Consider the following 14,318-nt stretch of genomic DNA (forward strand, 5'->3'; position numbering starts at 1 on the left):
GGACAACACGGCCGGTCTTCCGCGGTCGTCCCGCATAACTGGCCGGATACGGGTCCTGGTGACCCGGCCCGAAAGGGCGCTGACATGGACCGGTGAGCCTTTGCTGATTCTTGTGAGCGGCAACCGAACCGAAGGAGAAGTTGGACGCCATGGCAACCGAGGTGGTCGCGGTGACCGCGACCGGGGTGTTTGTGGTGAACGGACCGGAGGGCGATCCTCAAGGCGAAACCGGCACCTACATCAGGTGGCGCGACGCCGAGGACAACGTAGCGCGTCTCGGGCAACGGATCTTCAAGGCAACGCAGGCCGGAGATTTCCGCAAGGCCGGGAATCTCCAGAAGTTGTTGCTGCGCAGCCTGTCCAACACGCTGATCAGCGTGCGGCAGGTCGCGCAGCGCAACAAGGGTCGCGCGACCCCAGGGATCGACGGCGAGGTCGCGTTGACGCGTCCCGCTGTGGCGAAGCTGGCAACTGACGTCCATCGGACGCGCAGGAGCTGGCAGCCCCTGCCGGTCAAGCGGGTGTATATCCCGAAGGCACGCAGCAAAACCAAGCTGCGCCCACTCGGCATTCCTGTGCTGATGGATCGCTGCCACCAGGCGCGGGTCCGGAACGCACTGGAGCCCGAATGGGAAGCCCGGTTCGAGCCCCGTTCCTATGGGTTCAGACCGGGCCGCAGCTGCCAGGACGCGCGAGAAGCGATCTTCAACACGTTGCGCGGCAAGACCGCCAAACGGTTGTGGATTCTTGACGCGGACCTGGAATCGGCGTTCGACCGAATCGATCACGATCACCTTCTCACCCGGATCGGGTTGTTCCCCGCGCGGGGACTGATCCGCGGCTGGCTCGAGGCGGGAGTGTTCGAGCGCGGGAAAGGGTTCGCGCCGACCGAGCGGGGTAGTCCGCAAGGCGGGGTGATCAGCCCGTTGCTCCTGAACGTCGTGTTGCATGGCCTGGAGGAGGCCGCTGGCGTCCGCTACCTCACCTCCGGCGTTGATGCCGGGGACGTGCGGCGCGATAGCCCGGTGCTCATCAGGTACGCCGACGACGTGCTCGCCCTGTGTCATTCGCGGGAACAAACCGAGCAGGTCAAGACGCGGACTGCGGCATGGCTGCAACCCCGGGGCCTGGTCTTCAACGAGGCCAAAACACGCATCGTCGCCGCAAGCGAAGGATGTGACTTCCTGGGGTTCAACATACGTCGTTATCCCAACGGCAAGCTGTTGATCAAACCGAGCGCAGCGGCCATCGGACGGGTCCGGGAACGGCTCGCGGCCGAGGTCCGCTCACTGCGTGGCAACAACGCGGTAACGGTCATCGCCACGCTCAACCCCATCATCCGGGGCTGGGCCGCTTACTACCGGGGCGCGGTGTCCGGTGAGGCGTTCAACGCCTTGGACGCCTACGTATGGAAGCTCACCTACCGGTGGGCGTTGCGCGGGCATCGCAACAAGCCGAAGCGGTGGGTCGTCGACCGCCACTTCGGTGTGTTTCATCCGTTCAGGAACGACAGGTGGGTCTTCGGCGACTGCCACAGCGGCGCCTACCTGATCAAGTTCTCCTGGACACGGATCGTTCGGCACCAGATGGTCAAGGGCCGGGCCTCACCCTATGACCCCGCTCTGGCCGACTACTGGAGGAAACGGCGTGACAGGAACCCACCGCCGCTGGGCCGGGCCACGCTGCGGATGTTGCAGATTCAGCAGGGCAGCTGCCCGAACTGCGGGGATTACCTCCTGCACGCCGATCACCAGCCAGCCACACCCACAGAATGGGAACAATGGCTGGCCGCCACCCGCAAAGCGATCACTAAACACGCGATCGCCGCGACGGACGGCGGAACGCCGGACGACCACCCCCGTCTCATACACGCACGCTGCCGACCAGACCTCACAGGGTCCGGGCGGTAGCTGCCCCGCAGCCTGCTTGCCCTCGCGGCTTGCTTGAGCCGTGTGCGGTGACGAGTCGCACGCACGGTTCTGAGGGGGGACCGCCGCAGTAATGCGGCGGTCCTACCCGACCCAGGCTGAAATGCCCTGGGCCACCCGACAAAACTTGTGTAGGGTCTTGAAAGTCGTAGCGGACCGCCAGCTGACTGACCTGGCCGTTTCCGGTTTGTCTCACGTCGTGGCAGGCGTTGCCAGTCTCAATTCGGTGGCATTTCCTCATGCTTCGTCCGTGGTTACGACATCGCGCCGCGAACGCGCCACACCGTTGGCCGACCAACCTCCGTCGGGTGATCGCTCGATAAGCGGCATGACAGGACGTTTGGTGGGCAGGCACGGAGCGTCATCAGAGACGACGATGATTGAGGCTCAGGGGAGTCCGCATTCACAGCGGCCCCCTTCGGACTCGGCCTGACTTGAACAGGCAGCTACCCTCTCCGAACTACTGGCGCATTCATCTGGAGCCAGTGCGCCTCAGGCGAGGACAGCGGAGACCGTAGCTCCCGAATCGGATAACTCACAACAAGATATCCCCTGCTGACCACTGCGCCACTTTTGATCGCTGGGGGGTCACTCAGCGCGGTATGCGGCGGAAGGGTGCGTTCCCTACAGTCGATCGTCCGTCACGACGAAACATTGCTTACCTGGTCAGCGGGTGTCGCCCACGATGGGAGAGGCTCTCTGGCGGAAAGCCATTCACGCGGTATTCCCCGGGCGTCAGCTCGGTTCCCGATACCGGTGTGCGCGGCCACGATTCCGCCGACGATGGCGGCGGTGGTGTCCGCATCCCCGCCCGCTTCGATGCAGGCGGTGATGGCAGCCGGGTAGTCGTGTAGGTAGGTGGCAGCCGCCCAGAGGGTGAACGGGACGGTGTCTTGGGCGCTGACCCGTGCACCGTTCCCGAGTTCGTAGGCGGCCTCGGCGACCGTGTGCCCCAGCAGTTCTCGCGCTCGGCGGATACCTGCGGTGGTGTGTCCGTCGATGAGGTAGGGGTCGATGGCGGCGAGCAGTTCTGCTGGTGTGCAGCCTGTTTCGCGGGTGGCCGCGGCGTGGCTGGCGGCCACGGCCACGGCCATTGCGCCGAGGATCGCCTCGGGATGGCGGTGAGTGATCTCGGCAGAGCGGGCGGCTTGAGCGGCGGCCTGGTCCGGGCTTCCGGCGAAGTGGGCTCCGAGCGGGGCGACGCGCATGGCCGCGCCATTGCCCCAGGAACCGTGTCCGTCGAATGCGTCCCCGGCCGCTTCGGCCCACGGGCGTCCGTCGCGGATCTGATGCAGCACAACGACTGTTCCGGCACCGTAGCCGCGGTAGGGCTCGCAGCGGACGGCGAAGGCCATCGCGAGTGCGCCTCGGTCGATGCTGTCGCGGGCGCGGATCTCGGCGTGCACCGAGCAGGCCATTTCGGTGTCGTCGGTCCAGGGCCACGGTCCAGCGGGTGGTCGTCCGGCGAGAAGGTCGGGAACCGAGCTGCCGGGCACAAAGAATTGGGCGCCGAGTGCGTCGCCCACGGACAGTCCATCGAGACTGTCACGAGCAATATCGGGTAGATGCGGCATACCGGTGCGATCCTGCCATCCGTCATCGACTTCTGCAACGGACAGGCAACCATCGCGTCGATCAGTCGGGTAAGGGCCCTGTTCGAGGTCCCCCGGACCGAGGATTGATACCAGGCGTCGCGTGGCACACCCGCATATCCGAAACTCGGCTACTTAACACTGGCGGTAGGACTTGATCCCGGCCAGGATCGGGTCCAGGTGCCCGGTGAGAAGCTCCCTAATCGGCTGCCCGCCTGCGTCATTGGTGTGGCTCAATAATGGCTTGCCTCTCACCGGTCACCGTGCCGGGAATGGCTGAAGAGGGGTTTGCCCAAAGCTCGAAGTAGCGGTGCCTTCCCGCACGGACCTCACACGCCGACACGGGAAGGACACCACTGGTGGCGGTCATCATCGGAATGGATCCGCATAAACGCTCAGCCACGATCGAGATCATCGACTCCACCGGCACAGCGCTGGTCACGGGCCGATACGGCACCGACAACACCGGCTACAGCGAAATGCTCACCACCGCACAGCGATACACGGATCGGGTGTGGGCGATCGAGGGCTGCAACGGCATCGGCCGACATATCGCGCATCGCCTGGTCCACGACGGTGAAACCGTGATCGACGTGCCGGCGAAACTCTCAGCGCAGGTGCGAGTGTTCGCGACCGGCAACGGCCGCAAAACTGATCCCGTCGATGCGCATTCGGTGGCATTGGCGGCGTTGCGGTCACCGGATCTGCGTCGCGTCCAAGCGGATTCGGAGCTGATCGCGTTGGGCATGCTCGCCGATCGCCGCGACGAGCTCGGCCGCGCCCGCACCGACACCGTCAACCGGCTGCACCGGCTGCTGCTGGAACTGCTGCCCGGCGGGGCGAAGAAGTTCCTCTCAGCAATGCAGGCGCGCAAGCTGGTCGCCACCGTCAAACCCCGCGACCCCGCGGGCAAGGTCCGTCGCCGTTTGGCCGTCGAGTTGATCGGTGAGCTGGAAACCATCGACCGCAAGACCAAGGCCGCGGACAAAGAACTACGCGAGCTCGTTGCCGAGCGCGGGTCCACCTTGACCGATCTCAACGGCATCGGTCCAGCTGGGGCGGCCCGGCTACTGGCCGACGTCGGTGACATCCACCGATTTCGGGATCGGCACCGGTTCGCGTCCTGGAACGGCACCGCACCCTTGGACGCTTCCTCCGGCCAGCAGCAACGCCACCGACTTTCCCGCGCCGGGAACCGCAAGATCAACCGGGTCTTGCACACTATGGCCATCGTTCAACTACGACGTCCCAGCCCGGGTCGCACCTACTTCGACCGCCGCAAAGCCGAGGGCAAGACGTCGATGGAGGCGATGCGGGCATTGAAACGGCGCCTGTCGAATGTCGTCTATACACGCATGCTCGCCGACCAACAACGGCGGGAAACGGCAAGCCCGGGAGGGCAATCGGGGGCGACTACTGACTCCAGCGCGACCGGCCTGACCCCGCATACCGGCACTTCGGACAAGCCACAACCCGGACTTACCAACAACCAGAATAGCCACGACCTGCAACCCGCGCCTTGACACGAGAGGGGAGCCATTACAGGGCAGTCGGACCGCCACGCTTCGAGTCGATCGTCAGAAGGAATGCCGACGAACGGCCAGGGCAGTCGGCGGAGGTTGCTTCGACTACCGCACCAGCCGAGCATGCCAATCTGCCAGCGAAGAGTGCGGAATCTCAGAACCGTGGCGGATCCGCCACGTCACCGCCAAACGTTCTGAGATTCCGCCATGAGTTTTGCGACCCTACAACTTGATGAGAGAGTGCTACGGGCGATCGAACTGGCGGTCTCGCACGCCCGAAAGGAACGCACTCCATTCGCTAGGGGTGAATTTTAGTGCGGGCCCGGTCGGGTTCTTGCTGTCGCGTACTCCGACCTGACCCCCGTCGAAGAACGCGATCTCGACGCAGTTACCGCCGTTCCCGCTGTATGTCGACTTGCGCCATTCCGCGCTGCTGGGCTCGGTGGTCATTCCGGCAGTCCTTCCATTGCTGATGTGATGAGCTCTTTGGATTCAGTTGTGCTGAGGGCGGTTTCGTTCAGGTCACGCCAGACAAGCTCATAGGCGTCGACCTCCTCGGGCTTGTGGAGATAGAGCGCACCGGTCAACGTGTCCATATACGCCACGGGTGGCTCCAGAGGAACGCCCTGTGGATCTCGCGGGAAGCCGAGCAGGGTGAACGCTCCTGCGACCATCCCGGCGTGCATTCCTGCCGACCAAGGCAGGATGCGGATCGATGCTCGGTTCTGGCTGGCGATGGTGAGCAGGTGTTGGAGTTGGCGCCGGAAGATTCCCGGCTGGCCGAATGGGCGGCGAATGACGGACTCATCGAGGATGACGTCAAACCGTGGCGCATCAACTCTGGACAGCAGACCTTGGCGGTCCATCCGAACCTTCACTCGTGCCGCGATCCGATCGTCACTGACATAGCCCGCAGGCGTCCGCGCCAGGCTCTCGGCATATTCCTCGATCTGGAGCAGCCCGGGGATGAGGTCGGACTCGTATTGCCGGATCGACTCTGCCGAGTCTTCCAGCATGACGTAGAGGCCGAACCAATCGGGGATGTCGGTCTCGGTGTAGTCGTGCCACCAAGCCTTCTTCCTACCGTTCCGGGTCTCAGCGGTGAGCGCGAGCATGAGACTGCGGTCCTCATCGGAGGCTCCGTACAGTTCGAGCAGCGCTTTGACGATCGGCTCCTGGAACTTGACGCCCTCGGCTCCGTCTTCCATTCGGATCAGCGTGGAGCGCCCCAGGCCCACGGCTTTCGCCGCGGTCTCAGGTGTCAACCGACGCACCCGCCCGCTCTCGTCGGGAACCTCCGCATCCTCACGCAGGCGCGTGAGCTGACGACCTATGTGGCGACGTAGAACTGCCGTGCTGACCGACTCAAGTGCTGCCACGTTGAGACTCCTCATCGTCGATGCCAGCTGTATCACCCAAATTAAACAATGACCAGCTGCCTGCGGACAAGCAGTTTCATCTGATCCAGATCAAACCGGCTGGTCAGTTATTGAACTCGCCAGTTTGAAACAATTTCATTCGAACTGTTGTCATTCTACGCTGCCCATAGGACACTGTTTCAGGTGTGGTTTGGGTCACTAGGCCGTGAAACCGGCGGCGAGGCGGACCCGACTGCGCAGCTCTGACTGACGTGTCAATGTCCGGGAACCCGATGCCAGGCGGTGGTGTGCATGCAGCTCGCAGGTCGACGTAGTGCAGCGAGAGCGGTGCCGATGCGCACGGCACTGAACGCACTGTCAGGGATCTGGCCGTGACCGCGATGCGCGGGCACGCGCGGTTGGGTTCGGTATCTCCCGGTCGTGCGGAGATGCGTCCCTTGATGATCGGTTATCTCCGCCAAGAGCTGGTCGGTGATCACCTAGCCGCCACCGAATCCGCACTGCGCGAGTTCGCCACTGTCGACGGATTTGAGTTGGCAGAGATTTTCGTTGAGCAAGGGCCGACTACCGGCGCGCTGTGGCAGCTGACTCAAACAGTGAGGGCCACGCAGTCGCGTCACATCATTACCCCGACCCCGACGCACATGGACGGTGGCGGAAACCCCGAGCGCAACAAGCTCCTAGGCGACTTACTTCACCAGCGCCGGAACATAAGGATCGAGGTCTGGTACCTGGACCCGAACGACGACGAAGCCCTCCGCCGCGCCCGTCGGCGCTACCGTGACATCCCGGCATCGCCTGATACGCCCACGCCCACCGAGCCTCGGACCCTGATCGGTTGCTTCGAGCTGCAAGCCGTGTCGCGCGCCGCTGCGACCGCCCAGCTCCGTATCCACGAGCTACTCACCCGGGTCCACCTGCGCCACTTGGTCGAATCGACCGAGCGTGTCGTACTGGCTGTCCTCGCCGAGGCGACAACTGTCGCGGCCGCCGCCGAGCCGGAAATATTCGCCCGTTTGACCACCTCCTGCCCCGTTCTGTCACCGCCCAATAACGTCCTGACGGTGTGGCTGTCGCGGTCGGCAGACGCCCTCGAGGTGCACGTATACGAAACCGTGTCGCACGCCGAGCAGGCAGCAAGTCCGGCAGTCTTGGCCGCCGCGCACGGCCGCCACACACTGTCGACAGGCGGCACCCTGACATGGGCGCGCTTTCCGCTGACGGCCGCACAACCGGCAGTTCCGGCGGTCCTGCACAGCAGCATTGCGGGGGATGCGGAGCATGAGCCGATGCGCGCCTGCCCGCCCCAGTACGGGACTCCGGCACTGTGTGGACCGTCTCGAATTCACCGCACCGGCGCAGCTCACTGGGGCACCGGCACCACCTACGAGTCACCGGCCGTGGGCGAGCGCAACGGGCCGCCGTCCGCCGGGCACCAAGCCAGCCGCAACCCCGCCGATCCGAGCGACTGGAATCACCGATGAACACAAGAATCCGGGCATACGGCATCGCACGCAGTGACGTGTCGGGGGATTCTGTCGATGCCGACGTCGACGCGATGCGTCAGCTGGCCGAGGAACGCAGTTTCGACCTTCGGGCGATCCGAGTGGAAGATTGCGACGCCGACTTCGGTTTGCTGCTGGCAACACTCGGACCATCACGTATCACCGCTCTACTGGTGCCGTCGGTTCTGCATCTCACGGGCTGGCTGGACGCAGCCCGGTACGACGCGGCCGTGTGGTCGGTGGATCCCCTGGGATATTGGCCGCGACTGAGAGCGCCCGGGGCGTCCGCAGCGTTCGTGCCGGTGGGGTCGCTATGACCACGGCAACGCCGGGATCCGGCGGAAACCTCCACGGCCTGCCGAGCTGGCACGAGTTGCTGAACGCCTTCCGTGGGTGGGATGCGGCGAGTGGGCACCCGGTCGCGCAGTGCGCGTGCGGGCTCGCCCAACTGCACCGCAAACGATGGCCCCGCAGTCGCTGCGAGCTGGTTGCCGAGCGACGAGCCGCGCTGATCAACGCCATTGATACATGGGCGGCCGCGCACGTTCACCGATCAACCCGCGAGCCCGGAACAGGATCGTTCGGCGCCCACATCGACCGAATGGCGGCGGCCGCAGCAGCAGCGACCCGAACGCTTCGAACGAGCGACCCGCGGGGGGAGACGGTGCACGCGGCCTGGACCGCGCTCGCGGCGTTGGCCGATGGTTGGGCCGATATCACCATCGTCGCTGCATGCCCATACAACCGGGCAATCCAGGACTGACCATGAACCTTCTGCCAGACAAAGACTTGATCACGGCGGCGTGCCGGGGGATGCCGACCCTCACCACCAATCCGATGCTCGACGCGGCGGCCGAGTTGGCTGTGTTGCACCAAACCCGGGAATGCACTCCCTGGTCGCGGCTGCGCGAAATCGACGCTCAACGCGCGCAATTGATGCACACCGTCGACCTATGGGTGACGCTGGCGACACCGATCCCTTTTCCAGCCGCACGCATCAATTCGCAGACCGTAGGCCAGGTCGTCGATCAACTGGCCGAGCTGACCATGCAGGCATTCGCGGCCCTCGCGGACGCCCCAGACCCGGTGCTATACGACGCGCAGGTGCGGCTCGACGAGATGGCCGCCGCCTACCAAGACCTCATGGACGAGCTGGCCGCAGGCACCCGGCGGGTACCGAGCGTGGCCGCCGTCCTCAAGCCTCCATGACCCGAATGCACACCGAAATACGTTGCAAGCCAGGACCTCTGGATATCCGGGGGCTCGAACCTATCGTCGAGGGGCTGACCACTGACCGCACCTGAGGACAACGCGACCGCCGCACCCGCCCGCCCCCTGTTGGGCGGGGTGGTTTCTCTGCCGCCTGTGCAGGCCCGTCCCGATCAGCCACTACCCGATTCCGGGCCGTTTCTGCGGGTCTTCTGGGGCGTCGAGGAACCGTCGACGGTGATGCTGCGCGCGGCCCACGGGTTCATCGCGCTCCTGCGCGTGGTCTACGACGAGAGCCGCGATGTACCCGAGACCGTCCAAGAGCAACTGTTCTGGATGACCTTCATGATCGACCGTGAAGCGGCCGTGCATACACGGGAGATCGCCGTGGACACAGACACTCCGGTGAATCCGTCGTCGTACGGCGAGATGGTGTCGTGGCTGGCGTGGACCTACATGCTGTGCGCCTTCCGGCAGAACGACCCCGAACACCGCGACCGTGACGCTGCTGCACTGCTCGCGCACTGCCGGGCGTTCGACCAGCTCGCGGCCGACGTGAGGGCCGGAACGGTGCAGCTACCAGCAAAAGCCACCGGCGTACTGCCGCCCCGCACCGTGCGACCGGCCAGCCACACCAGCGATGCCCACGGAGAGGCCGACCGATGACCGCACCTGATCCCCGAGTCCCGAGAGACCGTGTCCCGGCCGAGAGCAAATCGGCCGTGACCAGCTGCGATGTCGACCTCATGGATCTGACCGTCCTGCGGGCCCGCGAACTGCGTGCCGTCCACGGTACGCACCGCCCAGATGACTGCTGGGTGCATCTGCAGGCGGCGGTGCGGTTGGTCCAAGCGGGCGGAGCCAACAACGACCGGTGGCCGTGGCGGTGACCGATGTTCACTCCAGGAACACAGCAGGAGGCTGACCATGAACGAAGCCGACAACAACGCCCCGACTCCCGCTGCCCCGAGACCACTACCGATGCAGCTGCGCAACCAGTTGCTGGCTGCAGAGCTCATGTGGTCGTCCGGGCACACCCACTGGCAGGTGGTGGTGCGTGCCGACGCTCGCGCGGTGGTGCGGATTCCCGGGTTGTCGATGCGGGACTGGCTGCACGACGTGCTGACCGTGGCGGCGCGCGGTGACCGCGCCCTGATCTGGGCCGTGCGCACCTGGCGGCATCGCGCGCTGTGGCGAGAGTGCGTCGTGGGCGGGGACGGCACGGTCACCTGGTCCACGCTGCCGGTGTGTGCGTCGCGGTCGGGATAAGGGGCTCGCCCAGAACAGGACTGACCCAGCACCCCTAGCGCACGGCGCCGCCCTCGTGGTGGCACCGCGCCCAGTGCTGCACCGATAGCCGAAAGATGCAGCAGTTCAACGGAAGTCACTATTTCCCGGCGTTGACTCGATGTCGATGTCGATGTCGATGCCGGGCGGACAAGACGAGAAAAAGTCACGCTCAGCACCCGTTTCGACGGACCGATCTTTTTGTTCTGTTGATTCCGTGGAATGCCGAGCACCGTTGCGCCGCTGGTGGTTTCATGTGCGGCTGTGCGTGGTGAGGGCGCTGTCGAGTACGGCCGGTTCCCGGCGTTGTCGAGGGTGGAGCTGGAGAGGTTCTTGTGCGGATGACGAGGACCGCAAGCCGATCGCCGACCGGCGTCGCGATCGGGCTTGTCGTTGTCGTCGGGTTCGGCGTTGCTGTCCTCATGCAGGGCCGTTCTGGCCTTTGCCCTTCCCTCCGCCCTTCTTGCCGTCCCACTTCTTCTTGCCATTGCCGCCCTTCTCGCCCTTGCCGCCTTTCCCGCCGTCCGTGCTGGCGCCGTCCTTCTCATCCTGGACCAGCACTATGCCGCCGCCCGGAACGTGGCTGGCCCCTGCCGGTGTCGCCGCGGCGACACCGGCAGCGGTGCCGAGCGCGGCAAGGGTGAACAGTCCGGCCAGCGCAGCGGCCGCGGTTCGATGAATCATGGGTACCCCTTCTCGAGTGGAATGCGGCGCGTACTGATCAACAGAGAAACCCTATGCGAAGAAGGCGCCCTGACCAGGGACGTTGCTGACACATGTTCCGCGCGGCCCGTGGTCGCCGCCGCCCTCGGCTTCTGCGCCCACCACATGCACCGGATCTGGACCGCAGCCGGGGAAAGGCCCGAAAAGCTACGCACCCGGCGACCGCAGCCGCTGACCACCCCGACGCAGGGGATGGAATACCGAACACTCGAATACCGGCCTCTACCAGTCTCGACCCCCTGGGCTGCCCTCGTACGGGGCAATGCAGGCTTCGACCGCGGCCGGTTTCTCCGACACCACGCTATTCGCGGGTTTCGCCGTGCAACTGGCCTGGTCCACCGCGAGCGCCCTTGTCGGACTGGTCGCTTTCCATCTGCGCGCCCGCTCGTCTCTTCGACATTTCACCGAGACGACGATCTTCAAGTGGATCGGTTTCGTACAATTCGACCGCTTCGGCGGAGAGGCGTTCGGCCTCGGCGAGGTTGGGATGGCCGCCGAGCCAGAGACGAGCGGCTCCGCCGTAGAACTGTTGTTTGGCCATCGGGAAAGCCATCATGCCACCCGGATCGTCAGGGGCGATGATTTCCTCACGGGCCTGCTCGGCACGCAGCAGGGCATCATCGGTGCTCTGGCGGTCGCGCAGGCGGGCCCGAGCGCGGGCCTCGATACACGCGAGCCGGACACGAGCGGTGCCGTTTTCGGGCATGTAGCGCCACCCGTCCTCGGCGAGGTCGACCGCGGCGCGCGGCCGGTCATCCCAATAGGCGATGAGTGCCTGGGTACCACGGATCCACGCCCGCAGTCCATTGTGGCCCGCCAGTTCCGCGGCCAAATAGGCCGTGCGGGCTTGGGTTTCAGCGGCGGCGAAGTTGCCCAGGTCGAAGGATGCGTTCGACAGCACGGCGCACAACGCAGCGGCGGTGTAGTACAGCTCGCGGGTTTGGCCCGGTGCTTGCCGTCCTTCCAGCAGGCTGAACGCACGGTCACGAAGCTGTTCGCCGAACCCGGTAAGAACCAACCCGAGTCACCCGAAGCGGTGCACACCAGCTCGGTGCCGGCGGTTTTGGGGTCCCCCTTCGAGGGCACCCATCTTGTAGGCCAATCGCAACCGGCTTCGTCACCGAAATCCTGGGACGAGATCGAGGAGGCGACATCCATGGCAGCAGCCGAATCCGCTCGGTTCGGCCAATTCGCCGAGCAAACCAACATAGGGCCACACACCATCGAGCATCGCGGAGGACGCCGTGAGCACCGACGGCCGACCTCCATTACGCGGCACTGAACTCCATGCGGGACATCTACGTCGAGATCGACGCCTGGCGAGAGCTGATCCGGCCAGGAGCAGAGTGGGATCGTGCCTATCGGACGCCGAACTACGGCCGGAACCCCGAGTACTGGTCTGATCCTGCATTCGTCGAGACCTGAGTCGGCTCGGCGCGGTCGCTGATCCGACTGTCCAGCGTTGCAGCTTTTGTGCCCCGCTGGACACTGTCGGGTCTGATCGTGCCCGTGCTACGAGAGATGGCGTTCGACCGACTCGATCTTTGTGTTCAGCGTGTTGCTGTGCCCTGGGCGGAGGTCGGCTTTGATGATGATGCTGGCGCGGCCTGCGGTATCCATGACGGCCTCGGTGGCAGCCTTGATCACCCCCATCACGTCGTCCCAGTCACCCTCAATTTCTGTGAAGCTGGCGGCGGTCCGGTTAGGAAGCCCGCTCTCGCGGATGACCCGGATCGCGGCGGCGACATGGGCACCGACGTCCTCTCCGACGCCGACTGGAGTGATCGAGAATGCTGCAAGCATCGTGGCTGTCTCCTGGTAAGCGGAAGGGCGACCTACAGGGTACTCAGCAGTGCCTTCGTCTCGGTGCGGAGCGCGGCGACTGGTGCGCAGGTTCGAATGCGTGGGGTGGTTGTGAGCTGGTAGATGCGCCGGAGATCGTCAACCACTCGAGCGGAGGTCGTTCCTTTGGCATCGGTGAGCACAGAGGTCGCGAGGTCCACCCCCTCGTCGACATCGCCGAAGCGAAGGTGCAGAGCAGCCAGCTGCGTGGTGCTCAACAGTCGTGATCGGGCATGTTCGTCTGACAGGCTGCGTGCCGTCGCCAATCTCTCGAACGTGTGCTCGAGTTCGATTCCTCGCTTGAAGGACAGGGCGAACAGTCCCTGCGCGAGGTCGGAGGCCAGCAACTTCTCGCTGTAGTAGGCGCCGAACCCTTCCTCGCAGAGGTCAGGATGGTCTTCACCTTGAGCCTCGGCGAACAAGGATTCTGCCTCGATGACAGCTCTGATGCATTCGCGGCGGTTTCCCTGTTGCCCGAAGGCGCGTGCTTTGACTGCTGCGATATCGGCTCGGCGCAGGAGCGACAGTTTGTCGGCCCGGATCGCCGCGATCCCGAGTTTGTCGAGCGCGTCATCGAGACGGTCGAGGTAGATCGCCTGGCGCGCCATACATGTCAGCAACGCAGTGCGCAACCACCACGGACCGTCATCGCTGACCAACCGCCAACCTTCGCTGAAGTCCTGTAGGGCTGTGGCGTGGTCGCCGCGGTCGTAATGTGACCACCCGACCACGCGGTAGAGGGTTGCCACCGCTGCCTTCATCTTCCGTTCGACAGGCGGGGTCATCGTAGCCTCGAGGTACTGCGTGGCGAGGTGTAGCTGTGCTGACATTCCTTCCGAGAGTCCGTGTCCCGCGTCGTCGGCTTGGCGGAACACGCCAGCCCACGCGTTGACATGTTGTGCGTGTTCGATGCCGACCGTGCGCGGTCGGCTCGGGGCGGTGCGGCGCATATCGGGTTGTGTGTGTGGTCGGGGCAGTGCGGCGAGCGCGGAAGCGACTGCGATTCCTCGGAGGAACTCCTGCCGGTCCACATCGACCTCCCTAGCAGTCGTGTTGCGCGATGTTCTGTTGTCGATCAGCCCGAGCTCATCGGTGCTGGTGTCGAAAAGGCGGCATAGCGCGTTGCGGTAGCGAAGTTGCGGCCAGGAAACTGACCCGTTCACAAGTCTGCGGATGGACTCCTCGGTGTATAGCCCGCGGCGTCCGGTGGCTCGTTCGACGAGGTCATTGACCTTCTCGGCGATGGTCGCGTACGTCCATCCGGTCTGCCGAATGTGGTGATACAGACCTTTGTTCCGACCAGGCTGCACGATGACGGGCCACCTCCTGG

Annotated in this window: 17 protein-coding genes; 10 read left to right on the forward strand and 7 right to left on the reverse strand. The window is 64.9% G+C overall.

Annotated features, from left to right (window positions below):
* Positions 1 to 149 precede the first annotated feature (149 nt).
* On the forward strand, positions 150 to 1,910 hold the full coding sequence (locus OHB12_RS04835) for a reverse transcriptase domain-containing protein (RefSeq protein WP_327116532.1): 1,761 nt from the start codon (positions 150 to 152) through the stop codon (positions 1,908 to 1,910).
* Between the two features lie 659 nt (positions 1,911 to 2,569).
* On the opposite strand, the gene OHB12_RS04840 is transcribed toward OHB12_RS04835, so the two are convergent.
* A complete protein-coding gene (locus OHB12_RS04840; RefSeq protein ID WP_327116533.1) occupies positions 2,570 to 3,502 on the reverse strand; it encodes an ADP-ribosylglycohydrolase family protein in 933 nt (310 codons plus the stop codon).
* A gap of 377 nt (positions 3,503 to 3,879) precedes the next feature.
* On the opposite strand from OHB12_RS04840, the gene OHB12_RS04845 reads away from it, so the two are divergent.
* Positions 3,880 to 5,043 carry an IS110 family transposase gene (locus tag OHB12_RS04845; protein ID WP_327116178.1) on the forward strand — a complete coding sequence of 388 codons (1,164 nt, stop codon included), beginning with the start codon at positions 3,880 to 3,882 and terminating at the stop codon, positions 5,041 to 5,043.
* A 243-nt stretch (positions 5,044 to 5,286) separates the two neighbouring features.
* Here OHB12_RS04845 and OHB12_RS04850 read toward each other — a convergent pair whose 3' ends face one another.
* Both OHB12_RS04850 and OHB12_RS04855 read right to left on the reverse strand, forming a co-directional pair.
* Entirely contained in the window at positions 5,287 to 5,493 is a 207-nt protein-coding gene (locus tag OHB12_RS04850; protein ID WP_327116534.1) for a DUF397 domain-containing protein, read from the reverse strand.
* Positions 5,490 to 6,422, reverse strand: coding sequence for a helix-turn-helix domain-containing protein (locus tag OHB12_RS04855; RefSeq protein ID WP_327116536.1), 933 nt, complete (start codon positions 6,420 to 6,422; stop codon positions 5,490 to 5,492). Before OHB12_RS04855 ends, OHB12_RS04850 begins: the two co-directional genes overlap by 4 nt.
* Positions 6,423 to 6,793: 371 nt before the next feature.
* Between OHB12_RS04855 and OHB12_RS04860 the strand changes: the two genes are divergently transcribed.
* The 7 genes from OHB12_RS04860 to OHB12_RS04890 all read left to right on the forward strand — a co-directional run bounded on the left by OHB12_RS04860 (position 6,794) and on the right by OHB12_RS04890 (position 10,405).
* Entirely contained in the window at positions 6,794 to 7,906 is a 1,113-nt protein-coding gene (locus OHB12_RS04860; RefSeq protein ID WP_327116538.1) for a hypothetical protein, read from the forward strand.
* The gene (locus OHB12_RS04865) at positions 7,903 to 8,244 is read left to right on the forward strand and encodes a hypothetical protein (protein WP_327116540.1); all 342 of its coding nucleotides are present in this window, start codon (positions 7,903 to 7,905) and stop codon (positions 8,242 to 8,244) included. Before OHB12_RS04860 ends, OHB12_RS04865 begins: the two co-directional genes overlap by 4 nt.
* Positions 8,241 to 8,690 carry a DUF4254 domain-containing protein gene (locus OHB12_RS04870; protein ID WP_327116542.1) on the forward strand — a complete coding sequence of 150 codons (450 nt, stop codon included), beginning with the start codon at positions 8,241 to 8,243 and terminating at the stop codon, positions 8,688 to 8,690. Before OHB12_RS04865 ends, OHB12_RS04870 begins: the two co-directional genes overlap by 4 nt.
* 2 nt (positions 8,691 to 8,692) lie before the next feature.
* Positions 8,693 to 9,136, forward strand: coding sequence for a DUF4254 domain-containing protein (locus tag OHB12_RS04875; RefSeq protein ID WP_327116544.1), 444 nt, complete (start codon positions 8,693 to 8,695; stop codon positions 9,134 to 9,136).
* Between the two features lie 138 nt (positions 9,137 to 9,274).
* Entirely contained in the window at positions 9,275 to 9,802 is a 528-nt protein-coding gene (locus OHB12_RS04880; protein WP_327116546.1) for a hypothetical protein, read from the forward strand.
* 56 nt (positions 9,803 to 9,858) lie between these two features.
* Positions 9,859 to 10,026 carry a hypothetical protein gene (locus OHB12_RS04885; protein ID WP_327116548.1) on the forward strand — a complete coding sequence of 56 codons (168 nt, stop codon included), beginning with the start codon at positions 9,859 to 9,861 and terminating at the stop codon, positions 10,024 to 10,026.
* Positions 10,027 to 10,063: 37 nt separating this feature from the next.
* Positions 10,064 to 10,405: a hypothetical protein gene (locus OHB12_RS04890; protein WP_327116550.1), complete on the forward strand. Its 342-nt coding sequence runs from the start codon at positions 10,064 to 10,066 to the stop codon at positions 10,403 to 10,405.
* 438 nt (positions 10,406 to 10,843) lie between these two features.
* Here the strand turns inward: OHB12_RS04890 and OHB12_RS04895 are convergent, their stop codons facing one another.
* Both OHB12_RS04895 and OHB12_RS04900 read right to left on the reverse strand, forming a co-directional pair.
* The gene (locus OHB12_RS04895; protein WP_327116552.1) at positions 10,844 to 11,107 is read right to left on the reverse strand and encodes a hypothetical protein; all 264 of its coding nucleotides are present in this window, start codon (positions 11,105 to 11,107) and stop codon (positions 10,844 to 10,846) included.
* A 340-nt stretch (positions 11,108 to 11,447) separates the two neighbouring features.
* Entirely contained in the window at positions 11,448 to 12,164 is a 717-nt protein-coding gene (locus OHB12_RS04900; RefSeq protein ID WP_327116554.1) for a hypothetical protein, read from the reverse strand.
* Positions 12,165 to 12,433: 269 nt separating this feature from the next.
* On the opposite strand from OHB12_RS04900, the gene OHB12_RS04905 reads away from it, so the two are divergent.
* On the forward strand, positions 12,434 to 12,571 hold the full coding sequence (locus OHB12_RS04905) for a hypothetical protein (protein ID WP_327116556.1): 138 nt from the start codon (positions 12,434 to 12,436) through the stop codon (positions 12,569 to 12,571).
* Positions 12,572 to 12,658: 87 nt separating this feature from the next.
* On the opposite strand, the gene OHB12_RS04910 is transcribed toward OHB12_RS04905, so the two are convergent.
* Together OHB12_RS04910 and OHB12_RS04915 are read right to left on the reverse strand one after the other, a co-directional pair.
* Entirely contained in the window at positions 12,659 to 12,949 is a 291-nt protein-coding gene (locus tag OHB12_RS04910; protein WP_327116558.1) for an MTH1187 family thiamine-binding protein, read from the reverse strand.
* Positions 12,950 to 12,981: 32 nt separating this feature from the next.
* On the reverse strand, positions 12,982 to 14,298 hold the full coding sequence (locus OHB12_RS04915) for a hypothetical protein (protein WP_327116560.1): 1,317 nt from the start codon (positions 14,296 to 14,298) through the stop codon (positions 12,982 to 12,984).
* Between the last annotated feature and the right edge of the window lie 20 nt (positions 14,299 to 14,318).

The sequence above is a fragment of the Nocardia sp. NBC_01730 genome, from assembly GCF_035920445.1.
Lineage (GTDB): Bacteria > Actinomycetota > Actinomycetes > Mycobacteriales > Mycobacteriaceae > Nocardia.

Coding starts and splice junctions, on each gene's coding strand:
- OHB12_RS04835 (WP_327116532.1), top strand. CDS start 150: ATGGCAACCGAGGTGGTCGCGGTGACCGCGACCGGGGTGTTTGTGGTG.
- OHB12_RS04840 (WP_327116533.1), bottom strand. CDS start 3,502: ATGCCGCATCTACCCGATATTGCTCGTGACAGTCTCGATGGACTGTCC.
- OHB12_RS04850 (WP_327116534.1), bottom strand. CDS start 5,493: ATGACCACCGAGCCCAGCAGCGCGGAATGGCGCAAGTCGACATACAGC.
- OHB12_RS04865 (WP_327116540.1), top strand. CDS start 7,903: ATGAACACAAGAATCCGGGCATACGGCATCGCACGCAGTGACGTGTCG.
- OHB12_RS04870 (WP_327116542.1), top strand. CDS start 8,241: ATGACCACGGCAACGCCGGGATCCGGCGGAAACCTCCACGGCCTGCCG.
- OHB12_RS04875 (WP_327116544.1), top strand. CDS start 8,693: ATGAACCTTCTGCCAGACAAAGACTTGATCACGGCGGCGTGCCGGGGG.
- OHB12_RS04890 (WP_327116550.1), top strand. CDS start 10,064: ATGAACGAAGCCGACAACAACGCCCCGACTCCCGCTGCCCCGAGACCA.
- OHB12_RS04895 (WP_327116552.1), bottom strand. CDS start 11,107: ATGATTCATCGAACCGCGGCCGCTGCGCTGGCCGGACTGTTCACCCTT.
- OHB12_RS04905 (WP_327116556.1), top strand. CDS start 12,434: ATGCGGGACATCTACGTCGAGATCGACGCCTGGCGAGAGCTGATCCGG.
- OHB12_RS04910 (WP_327116558.1), bottom strand. CDS start 12,949: ATGCTTGCAGCATTCTCGATCACTCCAGTCGGCGTCGGAGAGGACGTC.